A 17,468-nucleotide genomic window follows, 5' to 3' on the forward strand; every position below is an offset into this window, starting at 1 on the left:
GCTGATCTTCGCCGGTATCGATCTTTATGACACGCCGATGATGCTAGCGGGTGCTATCCCGACAGCTGTCTTGGCTTTGATTATGGATATGGTACTGGGTGTTGTGACCTTCCTGATTGTGAGCAAGGGTGTAAACCCTAACCGTAAGTAATGGCACGGAGTAATACAAAGATGAAACGCATAATCTCTTTAATGGCTGCTGTGACCACTGCGATCTCGGTAATGCTTAGCGCTGCTTCAGTGCAGGCGGCTGGCAAATTGGTCGTTGGTGGTAAGGGTTACACCGAGCAGCTGATCATGTCCTCGATGACAGCACAGTACCTTGCAGGCCTTGGCTATGATGTCGACCAGCGCGATGGCATGGGTTCGACGGTACTGCGTACTGCACAGCTTAACGGCCAGATTGACCTTTACTGGGAGTACACCGGTACTGGCCTTGTGACTTTCAACAAAGTGGTTGAGAAGCTGAACCCTGTTGAGACCTACCAGCGTGTTAAAGCCCTGGATGAAAAGGTTGGCCTGATCTGGCTGAACCCATCGCAGGCGAACAATACCTATGCCTTGGCAATGCGCAAAGACTTTGCCAAAGAGAAGGGCATTGAGTCGATCACCGACATGATGGAATGGCTCCAGTCTGAAGACGGCAAAGATGCCCAGATGGCAAGTAACGTTGAGTTTTCGGCCCGTCCGGATGGCTTGAAGTCGCTGCTCGAAGCCTATGAGTTCGATATGCCGCGCCGTAACCTGCGCAAGATGAACTCGGGCTTGGTATATCAGGCTCTGGCTCAGGAAGTGGTGGATGTCACCATGGTGTTTGCCACTGATGGCCGTGTGAAGGCATTTGATTTCTATGTCCTTAAAGATGACCGCCAGCACTTCCCGAACTACGCCCTGACACCGGTTGTTCGTACCGACGCACTGGATGCCAACCCGGAACTGGCTGAGCAGCTTAACAAACTGTCTGCGCTGATGAATGACGAGACCATGTCTACCCTGAATGCCTTGGTAGACGTCGATGGACTTTCTATCGAACGTGTGTCCCGTGAGTTCCTTGAGCAAAACAGCCTGCTGTAATTACCCGATACAGTAATCAAGCGCTTTATCTAATTCAAAGGCCAGCGTCAGCTGGCCTTTTAAGGTTTTATCATGACAAAACAAGTACTACATGTTGGTATTGCCCAGATCGCCCCTGTATTGGGCGAAGTTGAGGCTAACCTGCAAAAGCACCTTCACTATATCGAACTCGCGCGCGAGCAGGGCATTGAGGTGTTGCTGTTCCCGGAGCTTTCGCTAACCGGCTACAGCTTGCGTGAAAAGACGCTGGATGTGGCTATGGCGGTCAGCCACCCGTTGCTCGAGAAGTTGGCTACGGCAGCAGGTGACATGGTAGTCAGCGCAGGCTTTATCGAAGAAGCGCACGCCGGTGAGTTCTATAATGCGCAGGCGATGGTGACCAAAGGCAAACTCGTTCATGTCCACCGTAAGCTGAACCTGCCGAACTACGGCGGTTTGGAAGAAGCAAAATGGTACAGCAAAGGTCAGGGCCTTGAGCCGTGTGAACCAATTGCTGGCTGGCCTATGCATACGCTGATCTGTGCAGATTTATGGAACCCGGCACTTCCGCATCTTGCGATGTTGGACAAACCCGCCTTGATGTTGGCACCGGTCAACTCGGCAGCCGATATTGTCTCTGACGAGTTCTCCAACCCACAGGGCTGGAAAACCAACACAGATTTTATTTCGATGACCTATGGCGTGCCGGTGCTGATGGCAAACAGCTGTGCCCTTGAAGGTAATAGCCGTTTCTGGGGTGGTTCCCGTATTCTGGATGCGTTCGGTAATTGTCTGGCAGAAGCGGGTGGCGAAGAAGCTTTGATTAGCGCCAAAGTATCACTTAAAGATACCCGTGAGGCGCGATTCCAGCTACCGACTATCCGCGATGCGGACAGCCGTTTGGTATTGGATTTGCTTGCTAAGCGGGTAGGGAAGTAAATAAATCAAAAAAGGCCGTAATGGCCTTTTTTTGTGCCCGAAGTTTCAGTTTATAGCATTTGGTAACCTACACCAGCGGGAGAGGGGGATCTTCAAAAAACCATGCAGCATAAATAAGTGTTTCTTCGTATTGTTGTGTGCTCTTCATTTAATTGAAGGGATAACTAGTTGCTATTTTTGGTGATTAAGTTCGCTATACCATTATTGTTATGAAATCTTACTGAATTTAACAACGTAACAGTCAACATCAGTCAACATCAGTCATGTGTCACTATGCCCGATTTCCACAAACAACCACGCACGACCTCACAAAAACACTAATAAAGGCAGCCTCCAAATAAAATTCTGTGAAAGTATATCGCTAGATTTATCAATATGGTTGAGTACGTCACAGACTGTATCGCATTTGCTCTAAGTGAATTTAAATTTGATTGGCTACTCATACAAAAAATCTTCACATCACTAGTATATGGAAATAGAGGGAGGACACGAATGCTTCAGCAGGTCCGAATTGAGCGTGTAGCAAAACTAGCGGAGCAAAAAGGCTCGGTTACTGTAGCTGAGTTGGTATCAGAGTTTGCTGTTTCAAAAGAAACAGCCAGGCGAGACATCAATGTGTTGGTTGAACGTAGAGTTCTTTCGCGTACATACGGTGGAGCAATTTTTATTAATAGGGTGTTATCCAATAATGGGTCAATGCATTCCGACTCTAAAAGCTTAGCAAACCCAGAAGTTGAAGCCCCGTTATTTAGTGATAAGAAGAACAAAAATGTAAAGCAGAAAATGTCTTTGGCAAAACGGTGTCTTTCATTTATTAGAAAGCATGACCTCATTGTACTTGATGGCGGTTCAACATCGTGGTTTTTAGCTAGGCAGTTGCCAGACGTTGAGATGACAGTGCTGACGAACTCTCTCGAGATCGTTCAGGTGCTGGCCTGTAAAAGCTCAATTAAAACTGTGTGTTTGGGGGGGGAGTACCAGCCAGAACATGGTGCATTTATGGGGCGATTAGTAGAGGTGTCACTTTCTGAATTTAAAGCAGATAAACTGTTTCTCTCCTGTGACAGCCTTAGCCTTGAAGATGGTCTTAAAGATAACTCAATGGCCACATCTGAAATAAAAAGAGCAATGATAAGTATAAGCAAGGAAGTGTTTTTACTTGCAGACGAATCAAAGTACCTGGCGGAAGGAGAATATTGCACCGTCGGTTTTAACAAAATTGATCATGCTGTTCTTGGCTTTACTCCGGATTATGAATTTCTCCAGGAGTTAGCGTGGAACAATGTAACTATGGTGGATTAAACAGGATAGCGTTATAGCCGCCAATAACTATAAAGGGACCTACAAATGAAGCTGAACAAACTTACATCTACACTCATTGCCTCAACCATTGCTATTGCATCGAGCGCTGCGACTGCAGATACATTGAGGATGGGGGTCGTAGTTAAAATTGGCGGCATCCCTTGGTTCACTGCGATGGAAGAGGGAATTAAATCTGAAGCAGAAAAACGTGGAATTGACGCTTGGATGATTGGGCCAACAGCTGCTGATCCAGCGCTACAGGTAAGGGCGATTGAAGATTTGATTGCTCAGCGGGTTGATGTCATCGGTGTTGTTCCCAATGATCCAACGGTACTTGAACCCGTACTGAAAAAAGCTCAAGAGCAAGGTATAAAAGTTATTGTTCATGAGTCTCCAGACCAAAACTTTGCTGATTGGAATTTTGAGCTTGCTGACGCCAAGATCTATGGTGAAACTTACGCTAAAGAGCTAGCTCAATGTATGGATGGAGAGGGTAAATATGCCATTTATGTTGGTGGCTTAACGGTTCCACTGCATATGGCTTGGTCAACTGCGACGATAGATTACCTTGAAGCAAATTACCCAGAAATGGAAATGGTGGCTGATGTATTTGGTGTTGCTGAATCGGTAGACGATTCAATGCGTACAACGAATGATCTATTTAGTAAGCACCCAGATATGAAAGGCATCATTGGATTTGGTTCCCAAGGTCCTATTGGGGCGGCACGTGTTGTACAGCGCCAGGGTAAAAAAGATCAAGCCTGCGTGTTAGGGCCGTTTAGTGCTAGCCAGGGTCAACGTCTTGTTAATAATGGCAACCTCAAAGGTGGGTTTATCTGGAACCCGATGACTGCTGGTGAAGTGTTTGTTCGAGTCGCTGAAATGACTGTCAGTGGCGATAGCTTTGAAGATGGCATGATAATAGAAGGTTTAGGTCCAATTAAGATTTCAAATAATAACTTGTATGGTGACAAGTTAGAGCCACTTGATAAAGAAAATATCCCTCGTCTTGTGAAGCTAGGTCTGTAATCTTCCTGCATATCCGCCATATTAATTGTGGCGGATTAATAACTCAAAGTTCAGGTTATATATATGTCAGCAATGTTGAAAGAACGCATTGGTGGTCACTTTATTAACGTAAAAAGCCTAACGAAAAGTTTTAGTGGCCATAAAGCGTTAGATAATGTCGACTTTCAATTGAATTATGGAGAAGTGCTGTGTCTTGCCGGTACCAATGGTTCGGGTAAAAGTACTCTTATTAAAGTTATTTGTGGTGTTCATGAACCGGATGATGGTTCAATTATTGAAATAGATGGAAGTCAAATTAAAAATATCACACCAAATAAAGCTAGAGAATTAGGAATACAAGTTATATACCAGGATCTATCATTGTTTCCTAACTTATCTATTGGAGAGAATATTGCTTTCTCTATACATCTTGATTCCAATTTTTCTCTAGTTGATAAAAAATTAATAAATAAAACTGCTAGAAAGATAATAGATGAATTTAATTTCTCTTTAGATCTCGATGATATGGTAGAGAATCTGCCGATAGCCCAACGTCAACAAGTTGCTATTTGCCGTGCTTTAGTTTCAGATGCCAAGTTGGTCATTATGGATGAGCCTACAGCATCATTAACTCGCACTGAGGTCAATCAGTTATTGCTCACAGTTAATAAACTCAAGGCAAAGGGGATTGCTGTCGTTTTTGTCAGCCATAAACTCGATGAGGTTATGGAAGTGAGTGACAGGGTTGCTGTTATTAAAGATGGCATTATGGTGGGAGCTTATGATGCAACTGACATGACATCGGAAAGGCTAGTTGAGCTCATGACAGGGCTTAGGATTAAGCATGCCATCCGTCATTCTAATGTGAGTGATGACACACCAGAAGTACTTCGATTGGAAGGCCTAAGTAGGAAGGGGCAATACGAAAACATCAATTTTTCACTGAAGCAAGGACAAGTACTTGGCTTGTGTGGCCTGTTAGGGTCTGGGCGTACCGAGTTAGCTTTATCTCTGTTTGGTATTACAAAACCTGAAAAGGGCTCTATTTATATTGAAGGTAAAAGAACCCAGTTTAGGGACCATCAGGATGCTATCAAGAATGGTGTTGGATATGTGTCTGAAGATAGGCTTACCCTTGGTCTAGTACTAGAGCAGTCCGTAAATGAGAACACAGTGCTTTCTGTAATGGATAAGCTAAAAACCAAAGCTGGTTTTATTGATGATGAAAAATGGCGAACAACTATTGAACGCTGGATCAATGACCTCGGTGTTAAGGTTGCTGATCCATCATTACCAATATCTTCACTCTCGGGTGGTAATCAGCAAAAAGTAGTGCTCGCTAAATGGATCTTGACCCAACCTAAAGTACTTATTTTGGATTCGCCAACGGTCGGGGTTGATGTTGGGGCAAAAGACAGTATTTATGAGTTAATTTCTAAATTGTCAGAACAGAACGTCGCTGTCATTTTGATCTCGGATGAAGTGCCGGAAGTGTATTACAACTGCGATACTGTGCTTCATTTTGATAAGGGGCAAATTGTTGATTGCTATCGAACTACTGAAATTGATGCTCAAGAATTGCAGGAGAAAATAAATGCCTAATTTATCAAGATTTGCACCAAAATCGGTTGAAGGATGGTTAGTCATTGTTATTGTTTCCCTGATTTTTTTCTTCTCCGTACAAAGTGAAAATTTCTTGACGATAAGAAATTTTCTTGACTTAGCTGAAAGCTATTCTGTAACAGGTATTTTTGCATTAGGTTTATTTGTCGTCCTTATTACAGGAGGCATTGATATTTCTTTTGCTGCAGTGGCATCTGTCACACAATATATGATTGCCACTTTTATGATGTCTTTAGGTATTGATAGTGCCAGCGTTGCTATCTTCTTCTGTGTGTTATTAGGGATAGGGTTTGGTGTAATTAATGCGGTTCTAGTTTACTACTTCAAAATCATATCAATAATCGTGACTATTAGTATGCAGTCGGTGCTATTTGGTCTGCTTATGTGGTCGACAAATGGCCGTAGCCTCTACGACCTACCAGATTGGATATTTGAGTTTTACCGAGTCTTGCCATTTAGTATTGGCGGACAGGAGTATATTGTTGGCTTACCTTTAGCAGTATTGATCGTGTTGGCTGTAACAACGTGGTTCATTCTTTCAAAAACGTCACTAGGTAGAAAGATTTATGCTGCTGGCGGGGATATGGAGTCAGCACGACGAATCGGTATTAAAGTTGGAAGCATCCATCTACTAGCCTATGGTTTCTGCGGTGCAATGGCCGCGGTAGGTGGGTTAGTGCAAGTATACCGTATGGGGGAAGTCGTACCAAATGCACTAGTAGGAAGTGAGTTAAACGTATTAGCTGCTGTCGTACTTGGCGGGGCAAGCTTGTCCGGTGGTAAAGGTACCGTCTGGGGTACGCTCCTTGGTGTTTTCCTTGTCGGGATGTTGAACAACGGGCTCAATATTATTGGCGTATCAAATTACTTTTCTGATGTCGCTGTTGGCTTAGTCATTATTGCAGCAATAACAATTACCCATTACGGCAAGCGACGTGAAACCAATGTTGGTTTTAGCTAAGGGAGTCTAATCGAATGAAATTAAGTGTGAATAAATTGAGTGAGACGACAATTAGTCTGATTGGGCTTCTTGTCATGGTCTTTGCCATCTTTTCAATAATGATTCCCGGTCAATTTTTGACTACAGTCACTTTCAGTAGTATGGCGTACCAACTTCCTGAGCTTGGCTTACTTACGCTAGGGATGTTTATTGCTATCCTCAGCGGTGGCCTTAATCTTGCCATTATCGCAACATCTAATATCACCGCGATTTTCATGGCGTGGTTGTTTGTCAACCTGATGCCATCAGACTCAGGTGTTGCCCTTCAACTTGTTTGGTTGGTCATCGCGTTAGCAGGGGCCTTTATGATAGCTATTGCTATCGGTGCTCTGACAGGATTTTTCGTGTCGAAAATTGGCATTCACCCGATACTTGTAACGCTTGCAGTGATGACAACAGTGAACGGTTTGGGTATTTGGCTTACTCATGGAGCTGCAATAAGTAATATGCCATCAACAATATTGTTTATCGGACATAGTTCGATATTCGGAGTCCCAGTCTCGTTACTTTTGTTTTTGGCCGCAGCGGCAGCGCTCTATTTATTTCTTGAAAGAACACACTATGGAAAATACGTCTATATGTACGGAAGTAATATAAATGCGACGTACTTTAGTGGAATAAATACACACAAAGTGACAATGTACATCTATATAATCAGTAATCTTCTTTGTGTCTTAGCTGGTCTTGTTATGATGGCTAGATTTAATTCCGCTCGAATGGGTTATGGTGAGTCCTATCTGTTGTTGACAGTACTTGCTGTAATTTTAGGAGGAACAGACCCCTTTGGAGGTTTTGGTAAAGTGTTTGATGTGGTGTTAGCTCTGGTCACCCTCCAAGTGATTTCAACCGGTCTTAACTTAATGGGCGTAAGCCAACACTTTAGTTTAGCCATGTGGGGGATAGCTTTGTTATCGGTATTGATTTACCGTTTCGCCAAAGCCAAGTATGGCCCCAAAATCAAACAAAAATTTAAGCCTGAAAATACATCACAGACTATTACACAAGGATAATAAAGGGCTCTATTATGGATATTAAAATTGCACCATCACTAATGTGTATGAACTTGATGAAACTCGAGGAACAACTTGCTTTTCTCAACCCTCTTGCAGATTTCTATCACGTTGACATTATGGATGGTCACTATGTACCAAATATTACGTTATCACCGTACTTCGTAAAGCAAATCAAACCATTTGCAACGTTACCAATTGATGTTCATTTGATGGTTGAAAAACCAGAGCAATATATTGATGAGCTAGCTGAAAGTGGAGCTGATTATATATCAATCCATGCTGAAACCATTAATTCAAAAGCGTTTAGAATAATAAACAAAATTAAATCATTGGGTTGTAAGGTTGGCGTCGTTATTAATCCAGCGACACCCGTAGAGACAATTCAACATTATGTTAGTAGTTTGGATAAAATTACGGTAATGACAGTGGATCCAGGCTTCGCTGGTCAGCCATTTATTCCTGAAACACTGCAAAAAATCAGCACGTTAAAAGACTGGAAGCTCACAAACAAATATAACTATTTAATTGAAGTTGATGGCTCCTGTAACCAAAATACGTACAATGATTTACTCTCTTCAGGAGCTGAAGTTTTGGTCATGGGCTCAACCGGACTATTTGGACTAAACAATGACCTCACTCAAGCATGGGATGTGATGGGGCAGCAGCTTAAAGCTAGCGCATAATGTATTGATTATAAGGAAGTTACTTATGAGCCAACAAAGAGCAAAACGTATTTGTGTATTTGGTTCCTACAATGTTGATGTGGTTGCAAATGTTCCACGCTTTCCAGTTCCTGGAGAATCATTGATAGCGAAAGATAGTGCTACAGGGCCGGGGGGGAAAGGGATTAATCAGGCTGTTGCAGCTTCTTATTCCGGTGCTCGAGTACACTTTATTGGTAAGGTGGGCGACGATGATTATGGAAAGATTGCTAAAAATTACCTGAAAGAGGTAAACATTGACGTTCATACTTTATTTATTTCAGAGACTAAATCAACAGGTCTTGCTCTTATCTATGTGGCAGAGGGGAATGCGGAGAACATGATTGCTGTAAACCCTGGGGCTAACCTTGATGTTACTGAGCAAGAGGTTAACCGATGTCTCCCTGTGGTAAAAGCAAGTGATATATTATTGACTCAATTAGAGAATAATATTGATGCCTTGGATTCTTTGATCAGTAGCGCGTACCTTTCTGGTGTTTATACTGTCGTCAACCCAGCCCCTTACCAGAACGTTCCGCGGGGTCTGTTCGCCAAGATAAACTTAATTACCCCAAATGCAACAGAAGCGACCTTATTAACCGGGATTGATGTCGTTGATGTTGATTCAGCGTCTAAAGCTGCAAAAACTTTACATGAATTTGGTGTTGAATCCGTTATTGTAACATTGGGTAGTATGGGGGCGCTTCTTTTAGAAAATAACAGGGTAATGCATATTCCTCGATTCCCTGCCAATGCTATCGATACAACGGGGGCTGGCGATGCGTTTAATGGTTCATTAGTTGCTGCCTTGGCAGAAGGTAAATCATTATATGATGCCGCGATGTATGCCGGTGCTTATGCTGCTTGTGCGGTAGAAAATCATGGGACAGCAATTGCCATGCCTGCTAAATCCGCAGCACTAGAAAAGCTGGAGGCACATAATCAGATGCACCTTCAGTACGAAATGGCTGAATAAGTCACGGTCGGTTAGGGGATATAGATGAGTTATTTTGTTGGGGTTGATGTTGGGTCTGGTAGTGTAAGAGCCGCTGTTTTTGATAGTGAAGGTCGTTCTATTTCACATGCTGTCAAAACAATTAGTCAATATCGGCCAATGCCAAACTTCGTTGAACAAAGTTCTGATGATATCTGGTCGGCAGTTTGTTATTGCGTAAGTCAGGCCGTTGAGCAAAGCTTGCTTCCTAAAGATGAAATTATTGGTATTGGTTTTGATGCGACGTGTTCCTTAGTTGCATTGGATGCCAATGCAAATCCGGTTTCAATTTCACCTACATTAGAAGATGAACAGAACATTATTATGTGGATGGATCATCGTGCCCAAGGAGAAGCATCATACATCAACGGTCTTGATCATGAGTGTTTGAAATACGTTGGCGGTGAAGTCAGCCTTGAAATGGAAATACCTAAAATTCTATGGCTGAAGAACAATTTGCCTGCTCAGTTTGATAAGGTAAAGTATCTCCTCGACCTGGCTGATTTTTTGGTATTTAAGTCCACAGGACAGCTCATTAGAAGCAGTTGTACTATGGGGTGCAAGTGGAATTACCTTGTTGAAGATAATAGATGGGGAGAAGGATTCCTAGAACAGTTGGGGTTAGGTGAGCCTACTTCCATAGACAAAATATCTGGTGAGATCCGCTCTATTGGACAAGCTGCAGGCGAGTTACAGAAAGACACCGCAAATCAATTGGGTTTATCAGATAAAACCGTTGTCGCAGTCGGGATTATCGATGCCCATGCCGGAGGGCTTGCAACAATAGGTAAGAATTCCGACCATTCAATAGCTGTGATTTCTGGCACTTCGACTTGTTTTATGGCTTCAGCTACACAGAAACGTTTTGTGGAGGGGATATGGGGTCCTTATTGGGATGCGATGCTTCCTAACGCTTGGTTGCTCGAGGGAGGGCAGAGTGCCTCAGGGGCATTAGTGGACTTCGTCATTGAAAATAGTAAAGCGGCTGAAGAGTTGGAGTTGTTGGCGATAAAGAGACAATGTTCAAAATTTGACCTCCTTAACGAGTTAGTGGCTGAGGTTGAATTACTAAACCCAAACTGTACGATTGACACCCACGTGTTGGATTATCACCATGGTAACCGTTCACCCATAGGGGACGCGACGCTTACAGGTATGGTCACAGGCCTCACATTGAATAGTGACTTGCAGACTTTGGCTGTTCAATACTTGGCGACAATTCAATCCATTACTTATGGTGCACGGCATATTATTGAAGTGTTAGAAACTGAAGGGCATCAAATTACAGAAATTCATATGTGCGGTGGAGCAACGAAAAATACTTTATGGATGCGTGAGTTATCAGACGCAACGGGTTTACCTGTATATCTTAACTCAGAGCCTGAAGCGGTATTACTCGGTTCTGCAATTATGGCTGCCGTTGCAAGTGAATATTATACAAATATTGGAACTGCAATTACAGCAATGGTTCAGCAATCATTAACGGTAACTCCTAATCACCAACGGAGAGGCTTCCATGATGCGAAGTATAGTGTTTACCGATGTATGTATAAAGATCAAATCAAATACAAAGCAATGATGGAAAAGGGTCTGAAGTAGAATGAAGTGCAGAGTTATAGCCTAAGTTTATAGTCTTTTTATCATTGCAAACTTCACTTTCAATATAAGCCTCAGCAAATATGCTGAGGCTATTTTTAATCAGAGCTTAAATAATGTACTATTCTGGTTTTTACTTATTCTGAGGTGATGGAATACTCACTTTTAAAAGGATAATCGCCTCCATTATATACAGCTTAATAGTGTTACTGCTGAATCACCTCAAGGTGTGATGAAGTATGAAATGGTATTTAAGTCTTGAGTAACTAATTTGAATGGGCCCCAGCAAAGATGCTAGGGCATTTGGGGCTTACATGTATATCCCATTTACAACAACGGGCTGAACATATAGAAGAACTGTTCAATCAGCTTGTTGCTGATATGCCTTTGCTCCCACTTGTTCCTGTCAACCAGGCTGGAATCATTCATATACTCTTTCTGTAGCCAGTTTAGCTGCTGGGTGAACTCGGCATTGTCCACTGCCAATGTCACCTCGAAGTTGAGCCACAGGCTGCGCATATCCAAGTTAACCGTACCAATCAAGCAGTGGGTCTTGTCTATCACCACGGATTTGGTATGCAGCAAACCGCCATGGAAGCGGTGGATGCGAACACCTGCAGCCAAGAGCTCCGAGAAGAATGAGCGGCTCGCCCATTCCACCATAATAGAGTCATTCTTATCCGGAATGATGATATCTACGGTTACGCCTCGATGGGCAGCCCCCTTCATTGCATGCAGCAGGTTCTCGCTGGGCACAAAGTACGGGGTGGTGATCACCACACTCTCTTTGGCTTGGTAGATACTAAGCAGCAGTGCCTGATGGATGATTTCATCTGGCATCCCCGGGCCCGATGGGATCACCTGGATCATATCGGTTGCCTCGACCGAGCTTGGCAAGGTGCACTCTGGTAACTGTGGCAGATAGCGGTCGCCGGTTTCTACTTCCCAGTCCCAGGCCTGGATACCGTTAAGCACCGCAACCGAAGGACCAGTTACCCGCACCATAACGTCTATCCACTGGCCGACACCCGCATCGGTTTTGAAAAAGGCGGGATCAACCAGGTTCATCGAGCCTGTGTAGCCAATTTTCTCATCAATAACGACAATTTTACGGTGCTGACGCAAGTCCATCCGGCGCAGGAACATCCTGAACGGCGTGACCGATAGCGCCTCGACAATTTCAATGCCTGAGTGGCGCATGAGTTTCGGCCAATGGGACCGGAAGAAACGCATGCTGCCAGCTGCATCGAGCAACACTTTTACCTTTACCCCGCGCTTGGCTGCCATGATGAGCGCAGTTGCAACTTCATCGGCCAGCCCGCCTGGATGCCAGATATAAAATTCCATATCAACCGAGGCTTCAGCCAGGTGGATATCATCGATCAGGGAGCGGAGGATAGTTTGCGGAGAATCTTGCAGTGAGAGGGTATTGCCGCTTAGGGCCGGAATACCAAGCCGGTTTTCGCACAAGTCGCTGATAGGGCGGGCATGCTCGCTCATCAGTTCGGGCTGGTGGCCCGGGCAATCATTTAGGCGCTGGAACCAGTCGCCAAAAGGCTCGAACATGACTTTCGCACGTTGGGCACGTTTTTTCCCTAGGTTGAGTTCGCCAAACAACAGGTAAGCAATCACCCCACCGATAGGGATGATAAAGATGATCATGAGCCAGGCAAGAGAGACACCAACCACCCTGCGCTTGAACACAATGCGCATAGTGACGGCTGCGATCATCAACCAGTAGAAGAAGACGCTAGCCCAGACAAGAACTTGATAGAACTGTTCCATTCGTATTTGTTATGAGTTGGACGTATTACTCTATTTTGCATTGAAACTTGAGGAATACCAGCGAAATTTACTTAGTTTTATGTGCTATGTTTGATAAGAGGAAATGACTGATTTGTAGGAGGAATGTAAAATTTGCACATGGGGTTAGTGCAAAATATAAGCAAAACGCAAAGAATTGATGTTAAAAAGCAGTAAATGATCAAAATTTACAAGCGCGGGCTTCACATTCTAATCGCAACCTGTTTTACTTGCCATATATAGAGCGTCAATTACATCCTTATAAGTGTACAAATAAGTTTGCACACAAGTTTACACAACATATTTTCGGCGCCTATTACTAGCAAACTCTAGCAAACACAACAAAACCTTGGAGAGAACGTGGCTACTAGTAATACAACCACACAACCCCGCGATAGCTGGGGTTCTAAATTAGGCTTCGTTATGGCCGCGGCAGGATCCGCAGTAGGTCTTGGTAACATCTGGAAGTTCCCATACACAGCTGGTGAGAGTGGTGGTGGTGCTTTCGTAGCTATTTACCTATTGTTCGTGATCGTTATCGGTTTCAGCGTCATGCTGACTGAATTTGCCGTGGGTCGTAAAACTGGCCTTTCCGCTGTAGGTGCTTTCAAGTCTACTGATCGCCGTTGGACATTCGTCGGTGTTATCGGTGTCGTCAGCGGCCTGCTTATCATGGGCTTCTACCCGGTCGTTGGTGGCTGGGCAATTGCATACATCTATAAAATTGCGACAGGTCTACTAAGCACACCAGAAGCCATTGGTGACAGCTTCGGTGGCTTTATCTCAAACCCTATCCAGCCGCTATTCTGGATGGGCCTATACCTGGTATTCAACATTCTGGTGGTGATCAAGGGTATTTCTGGCGGTATCGAGAAAGCCGGTAAGATCCTTATGCCTCTACTGTTTGCCATCCTTATCTTGGTAGCAGTAAAAGGCCTGAGCCTTCCAGGTGCAACAGCAGGTCTTGAGTTCCTGTTCAAGCCAGACTTCTCTAAAGTCGACAGCACAGTAGTGCTGGCTGCGCTTGGTCAGGCATTCTTCTCACTCAGCTTGGGTATGGGCTGTATGATCACATACGGTAGTTACCTGAAGAAGAAAGAGAACCTAGTACAAACCACAGCAATGGTAACGGCGATGGATACTGCTGTTGCAATCCTTGCGGGTGTGGCTATGTTCCCTGCAATGTTCGCATTCAGTATGGAGCCAGCAGCAGGTCCAGGTTTGATCTTCGTTGTTGTACCTCAGCTATTTGCTGAAATGGGTGGCATCGTTGGTCTATTGCTTGCGCTACTGTTCTTCATCGGCCTAAGTGTTGCAGCATTGACTTCTTCTGTATCCCTACTTGAAGTGGTTGTGTCATACCTAATCGATGAGAAAGGTATGAAGCGTTCAACAGCTGTGTTCTCGGCAAGTGCCCTGATGGCGTTCCTGTGTGTATTCGCATCGCTATCGCTTGGCGGCCTTGGCCCAACACTGTTCGAAACGGGTGCGTTTGATATCTTCGACCTACTAACAGACAAGATCTTCCTAGCGGTTGGCGGTATGTTGGTATGTATCTTCGCAGGCTGGCGCTTGAGCCGTAGTGAACTTGAAAAAGAAATCACCAACGACGGTGAAATCAAGTTCCCACTATTCGGCCTATGGTACAACCTAGTTAAGTACGTGATCCCATTTGCTATCGCTATCGTAGCAATCGCAGGTGTGAAAGCTGGCTTTGACAGCGGCAAAGGTGAAATCATGGTGATGGGTCTTGCCATCATCGGCATCGGTGCCCTGATTTCCAAGAAGCTGTAATCAGAAAGCACTGTCACTTAATTTGACGTAGCAAAGCGGGAGCTCTCGGGCTCCCGCTTTTTTGATCGTGTTGATTGCGATCAGGTGCCAGTAAAGGCCATGTGGAAATACTCCCTATAAGCGGTATACTTCGCTCTCTTTATTTGCCAGAGCCTTCAGCCAAGAGCCCGTCACTATGTTCGATATTCTCCACACCCATCCGGATTTCCTCATCATCAACAAACACCCTGGGGTGTCTGTCCACAAAGATGATGGTGATGTGATGCTACTGCAGGAAGTCGCTAAGCAGAGTGGGGACGAGCAGCTTTACCTTATCCACCGTTTGGACAAGATGACCTCTGGACTGCTGTTGCTGGGCCGAAACCGTGAGGCGGCATCGGCGCTTTCTTTGTGTTTTGCCGAGCGTGAAGTAGAGAAATATTATTTGGCAATCGGCACCAAGAAACCAAAGAAGAAACAAGGTGTGGTGATCGGCGATATGACCCGTTCCCGCCGTAGCAGTTGGAAGCTGGAGACCACCCGGGACAACCCAGCAGTGACGCAATTCTTTTCGACTGCCGCAGGCAATGGCCGGCGCTTGTTTTTGTGTAAGCCGCATACTGGGAAAACCCACCAGATCAGGGTGGCACTTCGCAGTGTTGGTTCGGGGATCAGCGGTGACGATATCTATGGTAATGAAAAGGCTGACCGTGGTTACCTTCATGCTTATGCATTGCGCTTTCCGTACGCTGATCAACAGTGGCAGTTTATTTGTCCTCCGCAGCAAGGTGAACTGTGGTTGATTGATGAGACGCAGAAGGTTCTTACTGAAGAGTGGTCAGCGCCATGGGAGTTGGCATGGCCTACATTGTCGAAAGAGAAAGCCGCCAGAGGAAAGGGCTCAAAAGAAAAAGTTTCCGGTAAAAAGTAGCATTGCTTGCGATTGGTTGTAGATTAACCAGTTCTTTCCGAAGTTATGTAGATAAATAGGGCTTAATGATAAAAAATTGTGTAAGCCGCGTATTTTTCATTGTTAACTTGCGACCAACTGCTGCTATTTTGACCACTGGCAAATTACATTACAGATTAGTTTCACCTATAATATCGGTCTAGGATTTACCTAGACCGAGACATATTATGCGCCTTACCCGCTCCGTATCGCTTCGTATGCGATTGAAGAAAAAGAAGAACCAATCACGTTTCTGGGGGCTGGCGTCATTTCGTCGACAACGTAAACTCGTCAAAAACCGTACCCGCCGCCAACGTCAAGTCCGCCTTCAGGCAGAATATGTTCACCTTGCCAGTTGCCGTCAACCCGATCAAGAAAACCTCAAGCTCGTTGCCTAATAATATCTTTGCTCCAATTGTGTTTGCACTTGGTGGGTTTGCTATACTACCGCCCCTGAATTCCCCAACGCAGTAGAACTATGGAATCGAGTGCATTAGTAAACCTTGAGCAACACCTATTGGCAGAATTGGCGACACCGCCAAGTGAAGTGCGCCGGTTATTCCATGGCCGTGGCCGTTGCTGGCCGGGACTTGAACAGTTGACTGTCGACTGGCTGAGTGGCCAAGTGCTGGTTTCACTCTTCAAAGAGCCGTCAGAGGAATTTCTGACGCAACTGCACCGCTTGCTAGAGAACTTGACTGATACGCCGGCGTGGCAGCAATCAGGCGCTAAATCGCTACTTCTCCAGCATCGTGACCGCCAAGGTTCACCAATGGAAGTGTTGTGGGGCGAGAGCCGCGAGTATCAGGATGTGGTCGAAAATGGCCTTACATTCAAGCTGGATCTTGGCCGCAAGCAGAACAACGGCTTATTCCTTGATATGCGTTATGGCCGCGATTGGGTGATGCGCCATGCCGAAGGCAAACGCGTATTGAACCTGTTCGCATACACCTGTGGTTTCTCTGTTGCTGCGATTGCCGGTGGAGCAGAGCATGTGGTGAATCTGGATATGGCCAAAGCGGCGTTGAGCCGTGGCCGGGACAACCACCACCTGAATAAGCACGACCTATCGAAGGTTAGCTTCCTTGGCCATGAGTTGTTCAAGTCATGGGGCAAGGTCCGCAAGCTTGGCCCTTATGATCTGATTATTATCGATCCGCCATCGTTCCAGAAAGGCAGTTTTGCCCTAACCAAGGATTATCAGAAAATCCTCCGTCGCCTGCCGGAATTGTTGACCGAGAACGGACAGGTACTGGCCTGCGTAAATGACCCTGGTGTGTCATCATCTTTCTTGATTGAGGGAATGGCTACCGAAGCACCGGAGCTTACCTACCAGTATCGTTTGGAAAACCCGCCGGAGTTCAAAGATATCGATCCGGAAGGCGGGCTGAAAGTGCTGCTGTTCGAGCGTGGATAAATATTGCTTTTCCTTAAAAAACCGCCTTTTGGCGGTTTTTTTATTTGAATAGCTTGGCTAGGGGCTAGGGGAATAAGCAGGCTATAGGAAAAGCGGCCAGTGGCTAGAGGTTAAGGAAGAAAATAACAGTAGGGCCATTGGCGCTTGGCCAGGGGCGAGGGTAAAAGAAAACAGCTAAAGCAAGGCCAGGATCTTGACATGGTTAAGCTCTTTCAAACAATCTGATTCGCCTATCGCCTATCGCCTATCGCCTATCGCCTATCGCCTATCGCCTATCGCCTATCGCCTATCGCCTAT

General features: G+C 45.1%; 15 protein-coding genes. 14 read left to right on the top strand and 1 reads right to left on the bottom strand.

The features are described 5' to 3' along the window. Window positions 1–171: 171 nt before the first annotated feature. The 10 genes from BIZ37_RS23760 to BIZ37_RS23805 all read left to right on the top strand — a co-directional run bounded on the left by BIZ37_RS23760 (window position 172) and on the right by BIZ37_RS23805 (window position 11,232). Complete coding sequence (locus BIZ37_RS23760) at window positions 172–1,074, top strand: glycine betaine ABC transporter substrate-binding protein (protein ID WP_187463614.1); 903 nt, start codon at window positions 172–174, stop codon at window positions 1,072–1,074. A gap of 72 nt (window positions 1,075–1,146) precedes the next feature. Continuing rightward, window positions 1,147–1,992, top strand: a complete 846-nt coding sequence (locus tag BIZ37_RS23765) for a nitrilase-related carbon-nitrogen hydrolase (RefSeq protein WP_187463615.1) — start codon at window positions 1,147–1,149, stop codon at window positions 1,990–1,992. A 492-nt stretch (window positions 1,993–2,484) separates the two neighbouring features. After that, window positions 2,485–3,294 carry a DeoR/GlpR family DNA-binding transcription regulator gene (locus BIZ37_RS23770; RefSeq protein ID WP_187463616.1) on the top strand — a complete coding sequence of 270 codons (810 nt, stop codon included), beginning with the start codon at window positions 2,485–2,487 and terminating at the stop codon, window positions 3,292–3,294. Window positions 3,295–3,339: 45 nt separating this feature from the next. Further along, on the top strand, window positions 3,340–4,323 hold the full coding sequence (locus BIZ37_RS23775) for a substrate-binding domain-containing protein (RefSeq protein WP_187463617.1): 984 nt from the start codon (window positions 3,340–3,342) through the stop codon (window positions 4,321–4,323). Between the two features lie 63 nt (window positions 4,324–4,386). Next, on the top strand, window positions 4,387–5,904 hold the full coding sequence (locus tag BIZ37_RS23780; RefSeq protein ID WP_187463618.1) for a sugar ABC transporter ATP-binding protein: 1,518 nt from the start codon (window positions 4,387–4,389) through the stop codon (window positions 5,902–5,904). Continuing rightward, window positions 5,897–6,886, top strand: a complete 990-nt coding sequence (locus tag BIZ37_RS23785; protein ID WP_187463619.1) for an ABC transporter permease — start codon at window positions 5,897–5,899, stop codon at window positions 6,884–6,886. The genes BIZ37_RS23780 and BIZ37_RS23785 overlap by 8 nt, the downstream gene beginning before the upstream one ends. Before the next feature lie 14 nt (window positions 6,887–6,900). Continuing rightward, window positions 6,901–7,935: an ABC transporter permease gene (locus BIZ37_RS23790; RefSeq protein ID WP_187463620.1), complete on the top strand. Its 1,035-nt coding sequence runs from the start codon at window positions 6,901–6,903 to the stop codon at window positions 7,933–7,935. A gap of 14 nt (window positions 7,936–7,949) precedes the next feature. Further along, a complete protein-coding gene (gene alsE / locus BIZ37_RS23795) occupies window positions 7,950–8,621 on the top strand; it encodes a D-allulose 6-phosphate 3-epimerase (protein ID WP_222939799.1) in 672 nt (223 codons plus the stop codon). A 25-nt stretch (window positions 8,622–8,646) separates the two neighbouring features. Continuing rightward, a complete protein-coding gene (locus BIZ37_RS23800; protein ID WP_187463621.1) occupies window positions 8,647–9,615 on the top strand; it encodes a ribokinase in 969 nt (322 codons plus the stop codon). Window positions 9,616–9,639: 24 nt separating this feature from the next. Then, a complete protein-coding gene (locus BIZ37_RS23805) occupies window positions 9,640–11,232 on the top strand; it encodes an FGGY-family carbohydrate kinase (protein WP_187463622.1) in 1,593 nt (530 codons plus the stop codon). A 324-nt stretch (window positions 11,233–11,556) separates the two neighbouring features. Here the strand turns inward: BIZ37_RS23805 and cls are convergent, their stop codons facing one another. Further along, a complete protein-coding gene (gene cls, locus BIZ37_RS23810) occupies window positions 11,557–13,014 on the bottom strand; it encodes a cardiolipin synthase (protein WP_187463623.1) in 1,458 nt (485 codons plus the stop codon). A gap of 378 nt (window positions 13,015–13,392) precedes the next feature. On the opposite strand from cls, the gene BIZ37_RS23815 reads away from it, so the two are divergent. The 4 genes from BIZ37_RS23815 (at window position 13,393) to BIZ37_RS23830 (ending at window position 17,171) form a co-directional block, all read left to right on the top strand. Then, window positions 13,393–14,826: a sodium-dependent transporter gene (locus BIZ37_RS23815; RefSeq protein WP_107299167.1), complete on the top strand. Its 1,434-nt coding sequence runs from the start codon at window positions 13,393–13,395 to the stop codon at window positions 14,824–14,826. 175 nt (window positions 14,827–15,001) lie between these two features. Beyond that, the gene (locus BIZ37_RS23820; RefSeq protein WP_187463624.1) at window positions 15,002–15,736 is read left to right on the top strand and encodes a TIGR01621 family pseudouridine synthase; all 735 of its coding nucleotides are present in this window, start codon (window positions 15,002–15,004) and stop codon (window positions 15,734–15,736) included. 206 nt (window positions 15,737–15,942) lie between these two features. Then, the gene (locus BIZ37_RS23825) at window positions 15,943–16,152 is read left to right on the top strand and encodes a hypothetical protein (RefSeq protein WP_107299169.1); all 210 of its coding nucleotides are present in this window, start codon (window positions 15,943–15,945) and stop codon (window positions 16,150–16,152) included. 80 nt (window positions 16,153–16,232) lie between these two features. Beyond that, entirely contained in the window at window positions 16,233–17,171 is a 939-nt protein-coding gene (locus BIZ37_RS23830; protein ID WP_187463625.1) for a class I SAM-dependent methyltransferase, read from the top strand. Window positions 17,172–17,468 lie beyond the last annotated feature (297 nt).

This window comes from Photobacterium sp. BZF1 (assembly GCF_014349205.1).
Classification (GTDB): domain Bacteria; phylum Pseudomonadota; class Gammaproteobacteria; order Enterobacterales; family Vibrionaceae; genus Photobacterium.

Bases quoted from the DNA above. Each gene is read 5' to 3' on its own strand.
- BIZ37_RS23825 (WP_107299169.1), top strand. From the start codon at position 15,943: ATGCGCCTTACCCGCTCCGTATCGCTTCGTATGCGATTGAAGAAAAAG.
- alsE (WP_222939799.1), top strand. From the start codon at position 7,950: ATGGATATTAAAATTGCACCATCACTAATGTGTATGAACTTGATGAAA.
- BIZ37_RS23780 (WP_187463618.1), top strand. From the start codon at position 4,387: ATGTCAGCAATGTTGAAAGAACGCATTGGTGGTCACTTTATTAACGTA.
- BIZ37_RS23790 (WP_187463620.1), top strand. From the start codon at position 6,901: ATGAAATTAAGTGTGAATAAATTGAGTGAGACGACAATTAGTCTGATT.
- BIZ37_RS23800 (WP_187463621.1), top strand. From the start codon at position 8,647: ATGAGCCAACAAAGAGCAAAACGTATTTGTGTATTTGGTTCCTACAAT.
- cls (WP_187463623.1), bottom strand. From the start codon at position 13,014: ATGGAACAGTTCTATCAAGTTCTTGTCTGGGCTAGCGTCTTCTTCTAC.
- BIZ37_RS23805 (WP_187463622.1), top strand. From the start codon at position 9,640: ATGAGTTATTTTGTTGGGGTTGATGTTGGGTCTGGTAGTGTAAGAGCC.
- BIZ37_RS23770 (WP_187463616.1), top strand. From the start codon at position 2,485: ATGCTTCAGCAGGTCCGAATTGAGCGTGTAGCAAAACTAGCGGAGCAA.
- BIZ37_RS23820 (WP_187463624.1), top strand. From the start codon at position 15,002: ATGTTCGATATTCTCCACACCCATCCGGATTTCCTCATCATCAACAAA.
- BIZ37_RS23775 (WP_187463617.1), top strand. From the start codon at position 3,340: ATGAAGCTGAACAAACTTACATCTACACTCATTGCCTCAACCATTGCT.
- BIZ37_RS23760 (WP_187463614.1), top strand. From the start codon at position 172: ATGAAACGCATAATCTCTTTAATGGCTGCTGTGACCACTGCGATCTCG.
- BIZ37_RS23765 (WP_187463615.1), top strand. From the start codon at position 1,147: ATGACAAAACAAGTACTACATGTTGGTATTGCCCAGATCGCCCCTGTA.
- BIZ37_RS23785 (WP_187463619.1), top strand. From the start codon at position 5,897: ATGCCTAATTTATCAAGATTTGCACCAAAATCGGTTGAAGGATGGTTA.
- BIZ37_RS23830 (WP_187463625.1), top strand. From the start codon at position 16,233: ATGGAATCGAGTGCATTAGTAAACCTTGAGCAACACCTATTGGCAGAA.